Genomic DNA, 14,958 nt, shown 5'->3' with positions numbered 1-14,958 from the left:
TATTCGGTTGCCAAACCACCTTGAGTGTTGAGATAATTTTTGGTCTGACTCTCGCACTATCGCATAAAGAGGTTTCAGTTCATTATCCGTAACGCAAACATGTCGCGCAGCGGGTTTACCATCAACGAATTGTCTTAGTAGTACCAAAAAAATGGCAGAGAAACGCAATATCTTTCTGGTTGGGCCGATGGGTGCTGGCAAAAGCACGATTGGGCGTCAGTTAGCTCAACAGCTCAATATGGAATTTTACGATTCTGATCAAGAGATTGAGAAACGAACCGGCGCTGATGTAGGTTGGGTCTTCGACGTTGAAGGCGAAGAAGGCTTCCGTGACAGAGAAGAAAAAGTCATCAATGAACTCACCGAGAAGCAAGGCATTGTTCTGGCAACCGGCGGCGGCTCTGTAAAATCTCGTGAAACCCGTAACCGTCTCTCCGCTCGCGGCGTCGTGGTTTACCTTGAGACAACCATCGAAAAACAACTGGCTCGTACCCAGCGCGATAAAAAGCGTCCTTTGTTGCAGGTTGAAACCCCGCCTCGCGAAGTTCTGGAAGCACTGGCCGGTGAACGCAATCCGCTGTATGAAGAGATTGCCGACGTAACCATTCGCACTGACGACCAAAGCGCGAAAGTTGTGGCAAACCAGATTATTCATATGCTGGAAAACAACTGATTCTGGCTAAATAAACACTCGCCCGCGGGTACAAGCAACAGAAGGTGTTGAGCGTCATGGAGCAGTTAACAGTCACTCTCGGGGAACGCAGTTACCCTATCACCATCGCTGCCGGCTTATTCAACCAGCCGGCTTCATTTTGGCCTTTGCGCGCGGGTGACCAGACGATGTTGGTCACCAATGAAACGCTGGCACCGCTGTACCTTGATAAGGTCCGTCAGGTGCTCGAACAGGCGGGTGTAAAAGTCGATCAGGTTATTCTTCCTGATGGCGAGCAGCATAAAAGCCTCGCCGTGCTGGAAACCGTCTTCAGTGCGTTATTAGAAAAACCCCACGGTCGGGATACCACGCTCGTCGCGCTCGGCGGCGGCGTGATTGGCGATCTCACCGGTTTCGCCGCGGCCAGTTATCAGCGCGGCGTACGTTTTATCCAGGTGCCGACGACGCTGCTTTCGCAAGTTGACTCCTCGGTCGGCGGCAAAACCGCCGTTAACCATCCGCTCGGCAAAAACATGATTGGCGCGTTTTACCAGCCTGCGTCGGTTGTGGTCGATCTGGATTGCTTAAAAACCCTTCCCCCCCGCGAACTCTCCTCCGGCCTGGCCGAAGTCATCAAATACGGCATTATTCTGGATGCTGAATTCTTTGACTGGTTAGACGCCAATCTGGATGCGGTGATGGCGCTTGATACCACGGCTATGGCGTACTGCATTCGCCGTTGTTGTGAACTGAAAGCGGAAGTTGTGGCAGCAGACGAGCGTGAAAGCGGCTTACGTGCTTTACTCAATCTGGGTCATACCTTCGGCCATGCTATCGAGGCGGAAATGGGCTACGGCAACTGGCTGCATGGCGAAGCCGTCGCGGCCGGTATGGTCATGGCGGCCCGCACCGCCCAGCGGTTGGGACAGTTTGACGAACAGGATATTCAGCGCATCATCACGCTGCTTAAACGTGCAGGGTTGCCGGTAACTGGCCCGCAGAGCATGTCGCCTGCCGCTTATTTGCCGCACATGATGCGCGATAAAAAAGTATTGGCTGGCGAGCTCCGCCTGGTGCTGCCGTTGGCGATAGGTAAAAGTGAGGTACGCAGCGGCGTGTCGCACGACCTGGTGCTCAGCGCGATTGCGGATTGTCAGCAAGCGTAACTATTAAAAAGGTGTTTCGCCGTCAGGCGATGTTTAATTCAGGTGACGTGGCAGTTGTACTGACATAAGCCTTTTAGTGGGGTGTGAAATGGATGAATTTAAACCAGAAGACGAGCTGAAACCCGATCCCAGCGATCGTCGTACTGGTCGTTCCCGTAAATCTTCCGAGTTCGACAACGAACCGCAGCTGAATATTGACGATGTCGATGTTGAGGCAGAAGATCGCCGTCCGACGCGCGCGCGCCGTGCCCGTGACGAAGACGCAGATTACGAAGCGGAAAACGACGTTGCGGATGATGCTGACGTTGAACGCCGTCCGCGCAAACGCAAAAAAGCGCCAGCGAAAGGCCCGGTTTCTCGCCAGCATATGATGATGGGCGTGGGTATTCTGGTGCTGTTGCTGCTGATTATCGGCATCGGTTCCGCGCTTAAAGCGCCCTCGTCGGACTCGACTACCGCACAGAACCCGCCAGCCGAGAAGAGCATTAGTCTTAACGGCGGCGACAACTCGGCGGCTAATCAAGCCAATGGCACTCAGCCAGCGCCGGGCGAGACCTCCGCTGAGAATTCCTCCAACGGTCAGGACATTTCTTTACCGCCAGTTTCTTCTACTCCGACTCAGGGCCAGGTAACGGCGACGCCTGAAGGTCAACAGCGCGTGGAAGTGCAGGGCGACCTGAATAATGCGCTGACCGCCCAACAGGGCCAGATCGATGCGGCAGTCACTCACTCTACGCTGCCGACCGAACCGGCAACCGTGGCGTCTACCGGCAGCAATGCCAGCCGTCAGGCTGCAAGCGGCGAAGCGCAGCCTGCGCGTACTGAACGTAAGCAGACGGTGATTGAGCCTGCTCCGCGTAAAACGCAGACCACGCAAACCGCACCGGCTCGCCAGCCAGCGGCGCCGAAAGCGACTGAAACCAAATCGACGGCGACCGTGAAGCAAACCGCGCCTGCGGCGAATTCCGGCAGTGCCAGCGCACCGGTTAAAGCGCCGACAGCAACGACTCCTGCGCCGAAAGCGACCACCACCGCACCAGCCGCGACGGCGACCGCATCCGCACCGGCTGCCAGTGCAGGCGCGTCCAGCGGCAACGTCGGTTCGCTCAAGTCTGCGCCTTCCAGCCACTACACGCTTCAGTTGAGCAGTTCCTCGAACTACAACAATCTGAACGCCTGGGCGAAGAAAGAGAGCCTGAAAAACTACGTGGTTTATCAGACAACCCGTAACGGGCAGCCCTGGTATGTGCTGGTAAGCGGCGTCTATGCCTCAAAAGAAGACGCAAAACGCGCCGTGTCGGCATTACCGGCTGACGTACAGGCTAAAAACCCGTGGGCGAAACCGATCCATCAGGTTCAGGCCGATCTTAAGCAATGATTAAAGCGCAGGATGCTCCAGGAGCTTTCTCCTTAACGGGAGAAGGCTAAGCAGTCACACAGCATGAAAAAAAAACGCGCTTTTCTTAAATGGGCAGGGGGGAAATACCCCCTGCTGGATGAAATCAAAAAGCACCTTCCTCAGGGTGACTGTCTGATAGAACCGTTCGTCGGAGCAGGTTCGGTTTTCCTCAATACCGACTATTCGCGCTATATTCTTGCAGACATCAACAGCGATCTGATTAGCCTGTACAACATCGTAAAGACGCAAACCGATGAATATGTGCAGCAGTCGCGGGATTTATTCACGCCGGAGTCAAACCAGTCCGACGTTTACTATCAATTTCGTGAAGAATTTAATCAGAGCCAGGACCCGTTCCGGCGTGCGCTGTTGTTTCTGTATCTCAACCGTCATGGGTACAATGGCCTGTGTCGGTATAATTTGCGCGGCGAGTTTAACGTCCCGTTTGGGCGTTACCGTAAACCCTATTTCCCGGAAGATGAGCTGTATCATTTCGCGGAGCGGGCGCGTAATGCGTTATTTATTTGCGAAGGTTACGCCAGCAGCATGGCGCGCGCGCAGCAGGGCACGGTGGTGTATTGCGATCCGCCTTATGCGCCGTTGTCTGCCACCGCGAATTTCACGGCGTACCACACCAACAGTTTTAATTTCGAGCAGCAACAACATCTCGCCGATCTGGCTCATGGGCTTAAAGTCAGCCAGGTTCCGGTGTTGATTTCAAACCACGATACCGAACTTACCCGCCAGTGGTATCGGCAAGCTGATGACCTGCACGTGGTGCGAGCGCGACGTAGCATTAGCAGCAATGGCGGCACCCGTAAAAAAGTGGACGAACTGCTGGCGCTCTATTCCGCCTGAGCCGTTTCGCCCGCCGCACAACACACTTATGGAGAAGCGGATGAAACAGTTTTTGATTGCCCCCTCGATTCTGTCGGCCGATTTTGCCCGTCTGGGTGAAGATACCGCCGCTGCGTTGGCCGCCGGTGCCGATGTCGTCCATTTCGACGTGATGGATAACCACTATGTGCCGAATTTAACCATCGGCCCGATGGTGTTGAAGGCGCTGCGCAAATACGGGATCACCGCGCCAATCGACGTACATTTGATGGTGAAACCGGTGGATCGCATCATTCCTGATTTTGCCGCGGCGGGTGCCAGCTATATCACCTTCCACCCGGAAGCCTCCGAGCATGTGGATCGTTCCCTGCAACTGATCAAAGAGCACGGCTGCAAAGCGGGCCTGGTGTTTAACCCGGCGACCCCGCTCAGCTATCTCGATCATGTGATGGATAAGCTGGATGTGATCCTGCTGATGTCGGTCAACCCCGGTTTCGGTGGCCAGTCTTTCATTCCGCACACCCTGGATAAACTGCGCGAAGTGCGTCAGCGCATTGATGCCTCGGGTTATGATATTCGCCTCGAAGTCGATGGCGGCGTAAAAGCCTCCAACATCGGTGAAATCGCCGCAGCGGGCGCGGATATGTTTGTTGCGGGCTCGGCGGTGTTCGACGCCCCGGATTACAAAGCGGTTATCGACGAGATGCGTCGTGAGCTGGCAAAGGTAAGTCATGAATAAGTTTAACGCTATTCGCGGCGTGGCGTTCGATCTGGACGGTACGCTGGTCGACAGCGCGCCGGGCCTGGCCACGGCGGTGGATATGGCGCTGTATGCGCTTGAGCTACCCCAGGCCGGTGAAGCGCGGGTGATTACCTGGATCGGCAACGGCGCTGATGTGCTGGTGGCACGCGCCCTGACCTGGGCACGCCAGGAGCGCGATATTCAGCGTGCGGCGTCGGGCAAACCGGCGATTGACGACGCGGATATTCCGCATGCCGATCGGGTGCGGATCCTGCGTAAGCTGTTTGACCGTTTCTATGCCGATGCAGTAGATGAAGGCAGCGCGCTGTTCCCGGATGTGGCCGCGACGCTGAGCGCCCTGGCGGAAAATCATATTCCGATGGCGCTGGTGACCAACAAGCCGACGCCGTTCGTTGCGCCGCTGCTGGAAGCGCTGGATATCGCCAAACACTTTACCGTGGTGATCGGCGGTGATGATGTGAAGAATAAAAAACCGCACCCGGAGCCGCTGCTGCGGGTGGCGGAAAAATTAGGCCTGGCGCCAGGTGAACTGCTGTTTGTCGGCGATTCGCGCAATGATATTCTGGCTGCGACCGCCGCAGGCTGCCGTTCCGTTGGCCTGACCTACGGCTACAACTACGGCGAAGCGATTGAACTGAGCAACCCTGACGTGGTGTTCCATCACTTCAAAGACATTCTGCCCGCACTTGGGCTCCCCCACAGTGAAAATCAGGAATTAACAAATGAGTAAGCCCATCGTTTTTAGTGGCGCACAGCCCTCAGGTGAACTGACTATCGGCAACTACATGGGTGCGCTCCGTCAGTGGGTCAACATGCAGGATGACTACCACTGCATCTATTGCATCGTCGATCAGCACGCCATTACCGTTCGCCAGGATCCGGCTGCACTGCGCAAAGCCACTCTGGACACCCTGGCCCTGTATCTGGCCTGCGGTATCGACCCGGAAAAAAGCACCATTTTCGTTCAGTCGCATGTGCCGGAACACGCGCAGCTGTCCTGGGCGCTGAACTGCTACACCTATTTCGGCGAACTGAGCCGCATGACACAGTTCAAAGATAAATCTTCGCGTTACGCAGAAAACATCAACGCCGGCCTGTTTGATTACCCGGTGCTGATGGCGGCAGATATTCTGCTGTATCAAACCAACCAGGTTCCGGTGGGCGAAGACCAGAAACAGCATCTTGAGCTGAGCCGAGATATCGCCCAGCGCTTTAACGCCCTGTATGGCGACGTGTTTAAAGTGCCGGAGCCGTTTATTCCGAAATCCGGCGCGCGGGTGATGTCGCTGCTTGAGCCGACCAAAAAGATGTCCAAGTCTGACGATAACCGCAACAACGTGATCGGCCTGCTGGAAGATCCGAAGTCGGTGGTGAAGAAAATCAAACGCGCGGTGACTGACTCCGACGAGCCGCCGGTCGTGCGCTACGACGTGGCGAATAAAGCGGGCGTGTCTAACCTGCTGGATATTCTTTCCGCCGTGACCGGCCAAAGCATTCCGGAACTGGAGCAGCATTTCGAAGGCAAAATGTACGGCCATTTGAAAGGCGAAGTGGCGGAGGCGGTTTCCGGTATGCTGACCGAGCTTCAGGAGCGCTATCACCGCTACCGTAACGACGAAGCTTTCCTTCAGAGCGTGATGAAAGACGGTGCGGCGAAAGCCCGCGCCCGCGCCAGCGAAACGCTGAAGCACGTGTATGAAGTGATTGGCTTTGTGGCTCAGCCGTAAGTCTGGCTGCGAAAAACGTTAAGAGGGCTTCGGCCCTCTTTTTTATTTCTGGCGCTGATTATCGATAGTCAGGCTGACGCGGTTGGCGCGGCAGAACAGTTCGGAATAGTGCACCGGTTTCGCGTTCTGATCGAAAGCGATTTTGCTGATGCGGAACAGCGGCTCGCCCAGTTCGCACTTCAGCCTCTGGGCCTCGGCTTTGGTGGCCATAAAGATATCGATGGTCTTTTTATCGCTCACCACGCGGGTGTCGAATTTTTCCTGGAACAGCTTATAGGTAGATGCGCCTGCGGTATAAATTTCATCAAACGCCGGGTAGCGGGAGAGCGGGATCCAGGAACTGTCGATAAACAGCGGTTCATCGTCGAGATACATGACCCGCATCAGGCGAAAAATCTCGCTGCCGCCGGGGATATTCAACCTCTCGCAGAACGGATCGGCGTTAATGCGCTCCTGTTCGATCACCTCTTCCCGGGTCGGCTTACCCTGAGACACGCCAAAATCGGTGAAACCGCTTACCGTCAGCAGCGCGTTTTCAACCTTTTTACTTTGCACAAACGTGCCTTTCCCCTGCCAGCGTTGCAGCACGCCGTCGTTGACCAGATCGCTGATCGCTTTGCGAATGGTGATGCGGCTGACGTTATAGAGCGTGCATAACTCGCTTTCCGTCGGGATCTGTTGACCCGCCCGGTAAACCCCCTGCGCGATATCATCAAGCAGGCGTTGGCGCACGGTGGCGTAAAGGAGTTGATGTGAGTAGCGCTCCGTAGCTGGCATGAATCGACCCTGAAGTTGTAAGAGGAGTGGGGTTGATTATATGAGCGTTTCTGGATGAGTAACAGGCGTTGGCGTGTGTAATGTCACGCCAACGCCGACCCTCACCAGGCACCATGATAGCCAATGGTGCGTGCGGCGCACTCGGTGCCCTGTCTCATGGCGTCCTGCAGCGGCAAGCCGTTAGCGATCGCGCACAGGAACCCGGCGATGTAGGAATCCCCGGCCCCCATGGTGTCCACCACGTCGACGCGCTGCGGCGGCATCTGCCAGAACTGCGTGCCGTCCCACGCCAGGCTGCCGTTTTCGCCAAGCGTGGCGATCGCCACCCCCGCGCCGCATTGCACCACGGTTTGCAGCCGGTCGCGCAGCCACGGATTATCGTCATTTGCCGAGGCAAAAACATAATCCAGATGTTCCGGCAGCGTGCGCCACAGCGGGCTTTCCCATTTGTCGGCAAAATCGAACGACAGGGTTTTGCCCGCCGCCTTCAGCGCAGGGAAAGCGGACTCCGCATGGCCCCAGATGGCGGAGTGAATAATGTCGAATTCCTTGAGCCATGCAAGTTCCTGCTTATCGACGCTGAAATCCGCCATCACGCCTTCGGTATAGTCGCCGAGAATGCGATCGTTATTGCGCAGTTCCACCTGGGTTTGCGCCGTTACGCCGGGCATCACCCGCAGGTGGGAAATATCCACGCCATGCTGTGCCAGGTCGCGGCGCAGCATGGCACCGTAATCGTCTTCACCCACCCAACTGACGCAGGTGGGCTGCATCCCGTAACGCGTGCTGTAGACCGCCACGTTAACGGCGTTGCCGCCGGAAAACGCTTTGCCCAACTGGGGATAAATATCCACGCAGTTATCGCCAACCGTTGCCAGCCGTTTCATTGCGCCTCCTGGGGCAGCAGCTCGCGAAAACGCGTCAGCGCCTGGCGGGCGTAGAGCCGCGGCTCATTCATATACATCGTCACCAGTTCAATAGTGCAGTAGCCGTTATATCCACTGTCGATAATATCGCGCATTAACTCGCGTAGCGGCATTTTGCCTTCGCCCGGAATGTAGTGGCTGTCGCTGGCACCGTCGCTGTCGACAATATGCAGATGGCGCAGCTTGTCGCCCAGCTTATCGAAATAGCTCATCACCGGCTCGCCCTGAACAAACGGGGCGCAGATATCAATCATGCTGAACAGGCGCGGCGAGGGCACCAGCGCCAGCGCGCGCAGCACATCGTTGGCGTTGCACACCACGTTGGACTCATAAGGCGTCAACGGCTCCAGCAACAGATCCATGCCGATGTTTTCTGCGTGATCGCAGAGTTCGCGCAGATTATCCGCCAGCCGCTGCCAGATGGCGTCGGGCGGTGTGAGATAGCCGGCGTGAGCGGCGGAAATCAACGTGAATCCGGCATCCATCTCTTTTGCCATATCCATACCGAGCTTGATCATATCCAGGCTTTCGCGGCGCATCCCCTCATCGCCCAGCATCATATTGTACGGATAACCGTTGGTTTCTGGCGTGTAGCCGATAATCGGCATCTGATACACCCGCGCCAGTTCTTTAACGTGCTTAATGGCGCCCGCGTTGAGGTCCGGCGCATAAGCGTGGGGGCGACCGCCCCACAGTTCCAGCCCGTCATACCCTAACTCATGCGCGTCGCGAAACGCGTGTTCCAGCGGTAAACGCTGATGCCCGCAGGTAAACATACCCGTTTTCATCTGTCTGCTCCTTGCTGTGTGATGCCCGGCCTGCATGGAAGCCGGGCGAGGGAATTAATACTCGACGATGCCGCCGTAGTAACGGCGATCGTCCGGGTTGTGGTCTTTGTAGATAGAGAGGTAGTAGCAGAGCCATTCCATCGGTACGAACATCAGGAACGGCGCGAGCCATGGGTGCAGCCCCTGAGCGATCTCGGCATAGTCGATCACGATGACGTTATCGGTACGCTCGCGCACGAAACGGATGGCGCGCTCGGTGGTGTGACGGCTTTCGTCGTTACCGAGCAGGAACAGGAACGGCACGCCCGGCTCAACGATTTCCAGCGGGCCGTGGCGGAATTCGCCGCTCTCAATCACCGAGCCGTGGGTCCAGGTGAACTCCATCAGCGTGACGATCCCCTCTTTGTAACCCAGCGGACGCAGCGGACCGGCGGAAACGGTATAGATCATCGGCCACTGTGAGGCCTGCTCGCCAAGCTGACGCCCTTTGTCTTCCCAGGTGCGCACCAGATGCCCGAGCGCCTGCGGCAGCTTGCGCAGATCGTTTTTGATTTTGCCGATTTCGGTATGTGGCGCGAGGCGGGTGATCATCTCCAGCACCACGCTGTAGCACAGCAGCAAATGAATTTCCCAGATGCAGTCGGCCTCATACGCCACCACATGTTCGGCGGCCTGAGTAATCGGGCTGTCCGGGCGTTTGGTAAAGGCGGCGGTCAGCGCGCCGCACGCCGCGCCCAGCTCCAGCGCCTTAATCACTTCTTCGGTCTTGCCGTAGTCAGAGACGCCGATCACCGCGCAGCGTGAATCCAGGCGGTGCGGGGTGTTATCGCAGAACTCCCAGCCGGAAAGCGCGCAAACCTGAAGACTGGAGAAACGATCCGCCAGATGTTTTGCCGTCTGCGCCGCATTCAGCGGGGAACCGCAGGCGACAAAGTAAATGCGATCCACGCCGCGCCCGATCATTTCATCAACAATGGCATGCACGCGGGGAACGTCTTTCTCGAGAACCTTCTCCACTTCCTTGACCATGTTTTCGGTTACCAGGAAATCCACCGTGTTTTTATCAATATTCAACATGCAACAACTCTCCAGACAGGGTTAAGAAATATGCGCCAGACGGCGGTTGCGCTTTTCCCAGAAGGCATAAGCGGGCAGACCGGTGGCGATAACAATCAGGGCGCAGACCAGCCCCGGGATTGGCGCCCACACGAAGGTGGAGGCCACAAGAATTAAGCTCGAGGCGATAGCGGCAAAGGTCATCAGGCCGAATGCCGGGGTGCGCCACAGCGGTTTGTAGTCCTCGCGTTTGCGGCACCAGATAATCGAGCCGAAGGTCAGGGTGTTTTTGAAGCACATCACCAGCGTGAAGTAGCCCAACAGGCTGGTCAGGTCAGAGACGAAGATAAAGAAGATGCCGAGGGCGCATTGCAGGATGATGGAGACATCCGGCGTGTTGTATTTCGGATGAACGTGCCCGAAGCTTTTGAAAAACAGGTTATCTTTCGCCATCGCGTACTCGAGGCGCGGCTGGTACATCACGCAACTGGAGAGCGAGCCGAGGATCACGATGATGGCGGTGATGGCGACAAAGATGCCCGCCACACTGCCGAGCGCCGGAATGTAGGTAAGCGCGTCGGAAATGGGCGTTCCCGAGGCGGCGAGCTTGTCGAACGGCATCAGCCCGGTGATCACCAGCGCCAGCAGCGAATAGAGTACCAACACCAGTAAACAGGAACCGATCAGCGCCCGCGGCATAGTTTTGCCGGGGTTTTTGATTTCGCCGGTCATATAGCAAATCGATGCCATACCGGTGTAGGACCAACTGGTGGCGGAGATCCCGGCCAACAGCGCCATAATCCCTGCCGCCGCGCTGGTGGTGGCGGTCGGCGGCGCGCTAAAGTTATCGCCTTTTAGCCAGAACACGCCGATGCCAATCACAATGGCAAACGGAATGATTTTGGCGATGGTGATCAGCGTCTGGAAGGTTGCGCCGCCTTCAACCGAACGCAGGTGTAGCAGCATAAATACCAGAATCAGACCGGTGGCGACGAACTTCCCGGCAAACGGATCGATCGGCACCAGGAAGGCCAGATTACTGACAATCGCCAGCGCCATAATCGAGAGAGACGGCGCGTCGTTGGCCCAGAAGCTGGCCCAGCCGGAAAGAAACGCCAGCGGACGGCTACCGGCGTTTTTCAGATACACATAATCCGCGCCGTTTTCGGGATACGCGGTAGACAGCTCCGCGTAAACGCACATCTGCGGGATCACAATCAGCCCGCCAATCACGAAAGCAAGCACCGTGAGCCACGGAGAGCCTGCCGCTTTTGCTACTTCACCAACCGAAACGAAAATACCGGAACCGACGGTCGTTCCGACGGAAATGGCCAGCACGGCCCAAAAGCCGAGCTTGCGTTGGAGTTCCTGGCCTTCCATATCGTTACCTTTTTAATTATCAAATGGAGTTGTAGGGTTCAGTGCGCCTGAATGAAGGCAGCAGGTCGCCGCACGATCTGGAGTGGAGATCGTGGGGTATCGCTTTGCTGCTTTTCATTATGAGATGACGCATAATGAATATAACAACATATGATGAATTGTATTGGCGAAGTAGATCACAAAATCGCCATTTGTGAGCGAGGTGTTAACTGTTTTTTGTTTAACTCTATGAAATTAAAAGAGATGAAATAATTCAAAGTCTGCCAGGCAAAGTAAGTTTATCCATTTACCTAAGCTGTTATGGGAAACGCATCAACAGGAATGTCGATGCGTTCTGATTAAAATGGTTCCTGTACCCGCTAAGCCGCTCTAACTATGGTAGTTAATCTGAGTTCGTCCACGTTCACTTTGCATGATTGATCTTTTTTAAGTAGCCTTACTAAAGGTAATTCTCCAGGAGGGAATTACCTGTCACAGTGCATCAGTCGTGATTAGATACATGCCTTAAGGAGGTAACATGAAAAAGCTGTTTGATGAATTTGATGGTTTCTAAATCAGGTTAACCTCTACGGGGCGGGTATTTCCCGCCTTTTTTCATGGAAGAAATGTATATTACTGGACCCTATAACAATTCAGATCATCAGCAACATCATTGTTCTTATCGGCGTTAGCGTCGCTGTTGTGACACTCATCTACAACGTACGAACGGCTAAGAAAACACAAACCGCAGTTTTTCTTTTTGAAAGCCGAAAAGATAAGGATTACGTTGAATCGCTTCATATCCTGAAGAAAGCTCATCAGTCAGGCAAATCATTCCGCTCCTACGTCTTACCCACTCCTGGCACAGCTATTACCGATCAAGAATTGGATGAACGGCGCAAATTCCAGTACATACTTAACTTTTACGAGCGCGTCGCAGTCAGTATCCGGCAGGGTATTTACAACGAAGAAATGATAAAGAGAACATCTTATACGACGGTAATCGAAACATGGGATATTGCTGAACCGCTGATACGTGCTATCAGGGAAAAGATAAACTCCGAAATCACTTATCAGGAGTTTGAGTGGTTAGCCACCAGATGGAAGAAAAAGAAGTTGAAAAAGAACTAAGCCCGCAATGCCGGCTTTTTTCTTTTCATGTTTTGCGGTGGCACCCGGGTGCCATAACGTTCGGTTGTTCGATACACAAGCAGAGGAAAAGCGCCGGGCAGGATCTGCGGCCTGCCCGAGCAAGTTTAAAACCAACGTAATTTATCGCGCAGCGCCACTACCCGGCCTACAAAAATCAGGCTCGGGCTTTCGACCTGCTGCGCCAGCTCGCCGAGCTGCGTCAGCGTACCGTTGACCACCCGTTGTTTAACGCTGGTGCCATTTTCCACCAGCGCCACCGGCATATCGGCATCCATACCGTGCTCAAGCAGTTTTTGTTGGATGGTTGCCGCCTGGTTGAGGCCCATATAGAACACCAGCGTCTGTTTTTCTGCTGCCAGGTTGTGCCAGTCAAACTCGCCGCCGCTTTTCAGGTGGCCGGTGATTAACCTTACGCTCTGGGCATAATCGCGGTGGGTGAGCGGGATACCTGCATAGGCGGAACAGCCGGACGCGGCGGTAATGCCGGGCACTACGGAGAACGGGATACCGGCACCGATCAGCGTTTCCAGCTCCTCGCCGCCGCGCCCGAAAATGAACGGGTCGCCGCCTTTCAGCCGCACCACGCGTTTTCCGCGCTGGGCTTCGCGCAGCAGGATTTGGTTAATCTCTTCCTGGGGTACGCAGTGGTAACCGGCGCGCTTGCCGACAAACACCCGATCGGCGTCGCGGCGCACCAGATTCATGATCTCATCGGATACCAGCCGGTCATAGACCACAATATCCGCCTGCTGGATTTGTTGCAGGCCTTTCAGCGTCAGCAGGCCCGGATCGCCCGGACCGGCTCCCACCAGCACCACTTCACCACGGTTATCCAGCGGTTCAGTGAACAGGGTTTCGGTGAGGGCCGCGACGTTCTGCTCATCCTGATTAGCGAGCGACTGCGCCAGGCGGTCATTCACAAACAGCTTTTCCCAGAAGCGACGGCGCTCGCTCATGCTGCCGAAAGTGTTCTTCACGCGGCGGCGCAGCTTTCCGGCGTAGTGGGCGATTTGCCCGAGATGCTGGGGCAACAGGGATTCGAGTTTCTCACGCAGCAAGCGCGCCAGAACCGGGGAGGTGCCGCCGGAGGAGACCGCCACCATCAGCGGCGAGCGGTCGATAATCGACGGCATGATAAAGCTGGCCTGCTGCGGCGCATCCACCACGTTGCAGAAGATGCGGCGCGCTTCGGCGGCCTCGCTGACCTGTGCGTTCACCGCGTCGTTATCCGTAGCGGCAATCACCAGCCAGCAATTGTCCATCAGGCTGGCGTCAAACGGACCCGTAACCAGCGTTAATGCGCCTTCGTCGCCCCAGACCTGAAACTGCGGGGTGAACGCCAGCGCGTTCACCGTCACCAGGGCTCCTGCCTCCATCAGCAGGCGCGCTTTGCGTTCTGCTACATCCCCGCCACCGACTAATAAGCAGGGGCGCTGTTTTAACTGACAAAATATCGGCAGGTGATCCACGACATGACCTCTTAGTGGCTGGCTTTCGCCGCAACGGTTGCGATGTGTGCAGGAGTCGGACGCTCCGCTTTTGGCGTAGCATACCAGTAACCTAATCCCATAAACACAGCGCCGGAGAAGGTATTGCCGAGGGTTACCCACAACAGGTTATGACCGATGCCGGAAAGCGTGTAGGCATCGCTGTGGTGACCGAACCAGGAGAGGGCAAACAGCGTCATGTTGGCAACGGAGTGTTCGTAGCCGGAAGCGATAAACGCCAGCAGGCACCACCAGATCGCCAGGAATTTCGCTGCGCCTTCGGTGCGGATTGCCATCCAGATCGCCAGGCAAACCAGCCAGTTACACAGCGCGCCTTTGAAGAACAGCACCATCGCTGGCGCAGAGGTTTTGGCCAGCGCCACGGTATGCACCAGGCTGCTGTCTACCGGCAGCAGGCTACCGCCGCCCCAGCTGTACAGCAGCGCAACAAACACCGAACCCACCAGGTTGCCCAGCCAGGTTTGCGGCAGGATCGCCCACATCTGGCCGTGGCTGATGGTACCCGCTTTAACGCCAAAGGTCAGGAACATGGTGTGACCGGTAAACAGCTCGGAACCGGCAATGATCACCAGGGTTAACGCGATGCCGAAGGTCGCGCCCATCACCAGCGGACGCACTGACGGGTCGAGCAGGTTGCCGAGGGTGAAAATCAAAATAATCCCCAGCCCGACATAGGCACCCGCCATAGCGGAGCTGACCCAAAACCCTAGCGGATTACCGGAAGAGAGCCGGGCGATACGCGCCGCATTGGCTGCGCACTTATTAATGGTGTCTGTAAACATGTTGGTTATCCTAATAGTTTGAAAATAATAAATTTGGCTGCGCTGGCTTTCGCGGCCGGAATGATT

15 protein-coding genes are annotated in these 14,958 nt (G+C 56.0%); 8 read left to right on the top strand and 7 right to left on the bottom strand.

What is annotated here, in order from left to right; all coding sequences use genetic code 11:
* Window positions 1–151 precede the first annotated feature (151 nt).
* The 7 genes from aroK (at window position 152) to trpS (ending at window position 6,544) form a co-directional block, all read left to right on the top strand.
* Entirely contained in the window at window positions 152–673 is a 522-nt protein-coding gene (gene aroK, locus RT120_RS08785) for a shikimate kinase AroK (protein ID WP_002436422.1), read from the top strand.
* A gap of 56 nt (window positions 674–729) precedes the next feature.
* Window positions 730–1,818 (top strand): 3-dehydroquinate synthase, encoded by a 1,089-nt coding sequence (gene aroB, locus RT120_RS08780; protein ID WP_312981899.1) that lies wholly within the window; start codon window positions 730–732, stop codon window positions 1,816–1,818.
* A gap of 88 nt (window positions 1,819–1,906) precedes the next feature.
* Window positions 1,907–3,196 (top strand): cell division protein DamX, encoded by a 1,290-nt coding sequence (gene damX, locus RT120_RS08775; protein ID WP_312981897.1) that lies wholly within the window; start codon window positions 1,907–1,909, stop codon window positions 3,194–3,196.
* 63 nt (window positions 3,197–3,259) lie between these two features.
* The gene (dam, locus tag RT120_RS08770; protein WP_312981896.1) at window positions 3,260–4,075 is read left to right on the top strand and encodes an adenine-specific DNA-methyltransferase; all 816 of its coding nucleotides are present in this window, start codon (window positions 3,260–3,262) and stop codon (window positions 4,073–4,075) included.
* A gap of 40 nt (window positions 4,076–4,115) precedes the next feature.
* Window positions 4,116–4,793: a ribulose-phosphate 3-epimerase gene (gene rpe, locus RT120_RS08765; RefSeq protein WP_312981895.1), complete on the top strand. Its 678-nt coding sequence runs from the start codon at window positions 4,116–4,118 to the stop codon at window positions 4,791–4,793.
* Entirely contained in the window at window positions 4,786–5,547 is a 762-nt protein-coding gene (gph, locus tag RT120_RS08760; protein ID WP_312981893.1) for a phosphoglycolate phosphatase, read from the top strand. Before rpe ends, gph begins: the two co-directional genes overlap by 8 nt.
* The gene (gene trpS / locus RT120_RS08755) at window positions 5,540–6,544 is read left to right on the top strand and encodes a tryptophan--tRNA ligase (RefSeq protein ID WP_312981892.1); all 1,005 of its coding nucleotides are present in this window, start codon (window positions 5,540–5,542) and stop codon (window positions 6,542–6,544) included. Before gph ends, trpS begins: the two co-directional genes overlap by 8 nt.
* A 42-nt stretch (window positions 6,545–6,586) precedes the next feature.
* Here the strand turns inward: trpS and RT120_RS08750 are convergent, their stop codons facing one another.
* The 5 genes from RT120_RS08750 to frlA all read right to left on the bottom strand — a co-directional run bounded on the left by RT120_RS08750 (window position 6,587) and on the right by frlA (window position 11,471).
* Window positions 6,587–7,321, bottom strand: coding sequence for a GntR family transcriptional regulator (locus RT120_RS08750; protein ID WP_312981890.1), 735 nt, complete (start codon window positions 7,319–7,321; stop codon window positions 6,587–6,589).
* Between the two features lie 101 nt (window positions 7,322–7,422).
* Window positions 7,423–8,208, bottom strand: a complete 786-nt coding sequence (frlD, locus tag RT120_RS08745; RefSeq protein WP_312981889.1) for a fructoselysine 6-kinase — start codon at window positions 8,206–8,208, stop codon at window positions 7,423–7,425.
* Entirely contained in the window at window positions 8,205–9,035 is an 831-nt protein-coding gene (frlC, locus tag RT120_RS08740; protein WP_312981887.1) for a fructoselysine 3-epimerase, read from the bottom strand. The genes frlD and frlC overlap by 4 nt, the downstream gene beginning before the upstream one ends.
* 54 nt (window positions 9,036–9,089) lie before the next feature.
* On the bottom strand, window positions 9,090–10,112 hold the full coding sequence (gene frlB / locus RT120_RS08735) for a fructoselysine 6-phosphate deglycase (RefSeq protein WP_312981886.1): 1,023 nt from the start codon (window positions 10,110–10,112) through the stop codon (window positions 9,090–9,092).
* Between the two features lie 21 nt (window positions 10,113–10,133).
* Window positions 10,134–11,471, bottom strand: a complete 1,338-nt coding sequence (frlA, locus tag RT120_RS08730) for a fructoselysine/psicoselysine transporter FrlA (protein ID WP_312981885.1) — start codon at window positions 11,469–11,471, stop codon at window positions 10,134–10,136.
* A gap of 615 nt (window positions 11,472–12,086) precedes the next feature.
* Here frlA and RT120_RS08725 point away from each other — a divergent pair.
* On the top strand, window positions 12,087–12,581 hold the full coding sequence (locus RT120_RS08725) for a DUF4760 domain-containing protein (RefSeq protein WP_312982073.1): 495 nt from the start codon (window positions 12,087–12,089) through the stop codon (window positions 12,579–12,581).
* Between the two features lie 125 nt (window positions 12,582–12,706).
* Here RT120_RS08725 and cysG read toward each other — a convergent pair whose 3' ends face one another.
* Together cysG and nirC are read right to left on the bottom strand one after the other, a co-directional pair.
* A complete protein-coding gene (cysG, locus tag RT120_RS08720; RefSeq protein WP_312981883.1) occupies window positions 12,707–14,071 on the bottom strand; it encodes a siroheme synthase CysG in 1,365 nt (454 codons plus the stop codon).
* An 11-nt stretch (window positions 14,072–14,082) separates the two neighbouring features.
* Window positions 14,083–14,892: a nitrite transporter NirC gene (nirC, locus tag RT120_RS08715; protein ID WP_312981881.1), complete on the bottom strand. Its 810-nt coding sequence runs from the start codon at window positions 14,890–14,892 to the stop codon at window positions 14,083–14,085.
* Between the last annotated feature and the right edge of the window lie 66 nt (window positions 14,893–14,958).

Origin of the sequence: Atlantibacter sp. (assembly GCF_032062175.1) — a bacterium.
In the GTDB taxonomy this organism is placed as follows: Bacteria; Pseudomonadota; Gammaproteobacteria; order Enterobacterales; family Enterobacteriaceae; genus Atlantibacter.
This window is presented reverse-complemented; position numbering and strand designations above follow the sequence as displayed.

Excerpts from the sequence above, each read along its gene's own strand:
- rpe (WP_312981895.1), top strand. The coding sequence starts at position 4,116 with ATGAAACAGTTTTTGATTGCCCCCTCGATTCTGTCGGCCGATTTTGCC.
- frlD (WP_312981889.1), bottom strand. The coding sequence starts at position 8,208 with ATGAAACGGCTGGCAACGGTTGGCGATAACTGCGTGGATATTTATCCC.
- frlC (WP_312981887.1), bottom strand. The coding sequence starts at position 9,035 with ATGAAAACGGGTATGTTTACCTGCGGGCATCAGCGTTTACCGCTGGAA.
- frlB (WP_312981886.1), bottom strand. The coding sequence starts at position 10,112 with ATGTTGAATATTGATAAAAACACGGTGGATTTCCTGGTAACCGAAAAC.
- aroK (WP_002436422.1), top strand. The coding sequence starts at position 152 with ATGGCAGAGAAACGCAATATCTTTCTGGTTGGGCCGATGGGTGCTGGC.
- aroB (WP_312981899.1), top strand. The coding sequence starts at position 730 with ATGGAGCAGTTAACAGTCACTCTCGGGGAACGCAGTTACCCTATCACC.
- RT120_RS08750 (WP_312981890.1), bottom strand. The coding sequence starts at position 7,321 with ATGCCAGCTACGGAGCGCTACTCACATCAACTCCTTTACGCCACCGTG.
- gph (WP_312981893.1), top strand. The coding sequence starts at position 4,786 with ATGAATAAGTTTAACGCTATTCGCGGCGTGGCGTTCGATCTGGACGGT.
- nirC (WP_312981881.1), bottom strand. The coding sequence starts at position 14,892 with ATGTTTACAGACACCATTAATAAGTGCGCAGCCAATGCGGCGCGTATC.
- damX (WP_312981897.1), top strand. The coding sequence starts at position 1,907 with ATGGATGAATTTAAACCAGAAGACGAGCTGAAACCCGATCCCAGCGAT.
- frlA (WP_312981885.1), bottom strand. The coding sequence starts at position 11,471 with ATGGAAGGCCAGGAACTCCAACGCAAGCTCGGCTTTTGGGCCGTGCTG.
- dam (WP_312981896.1), top strand. The coding sequence starts at position 3,260 with ATGAAAAAAAAACGCGCTTTTCTTAAATGGGCAGGGGGGAAATACCCC.
- trpS (WP_312981892.1), top strand. The coding sequence starts at position 5,540 with ATGAGTAAGCCCATCGTTTTTAGTGGCGCACAGCCCTCAGGTGAACTG.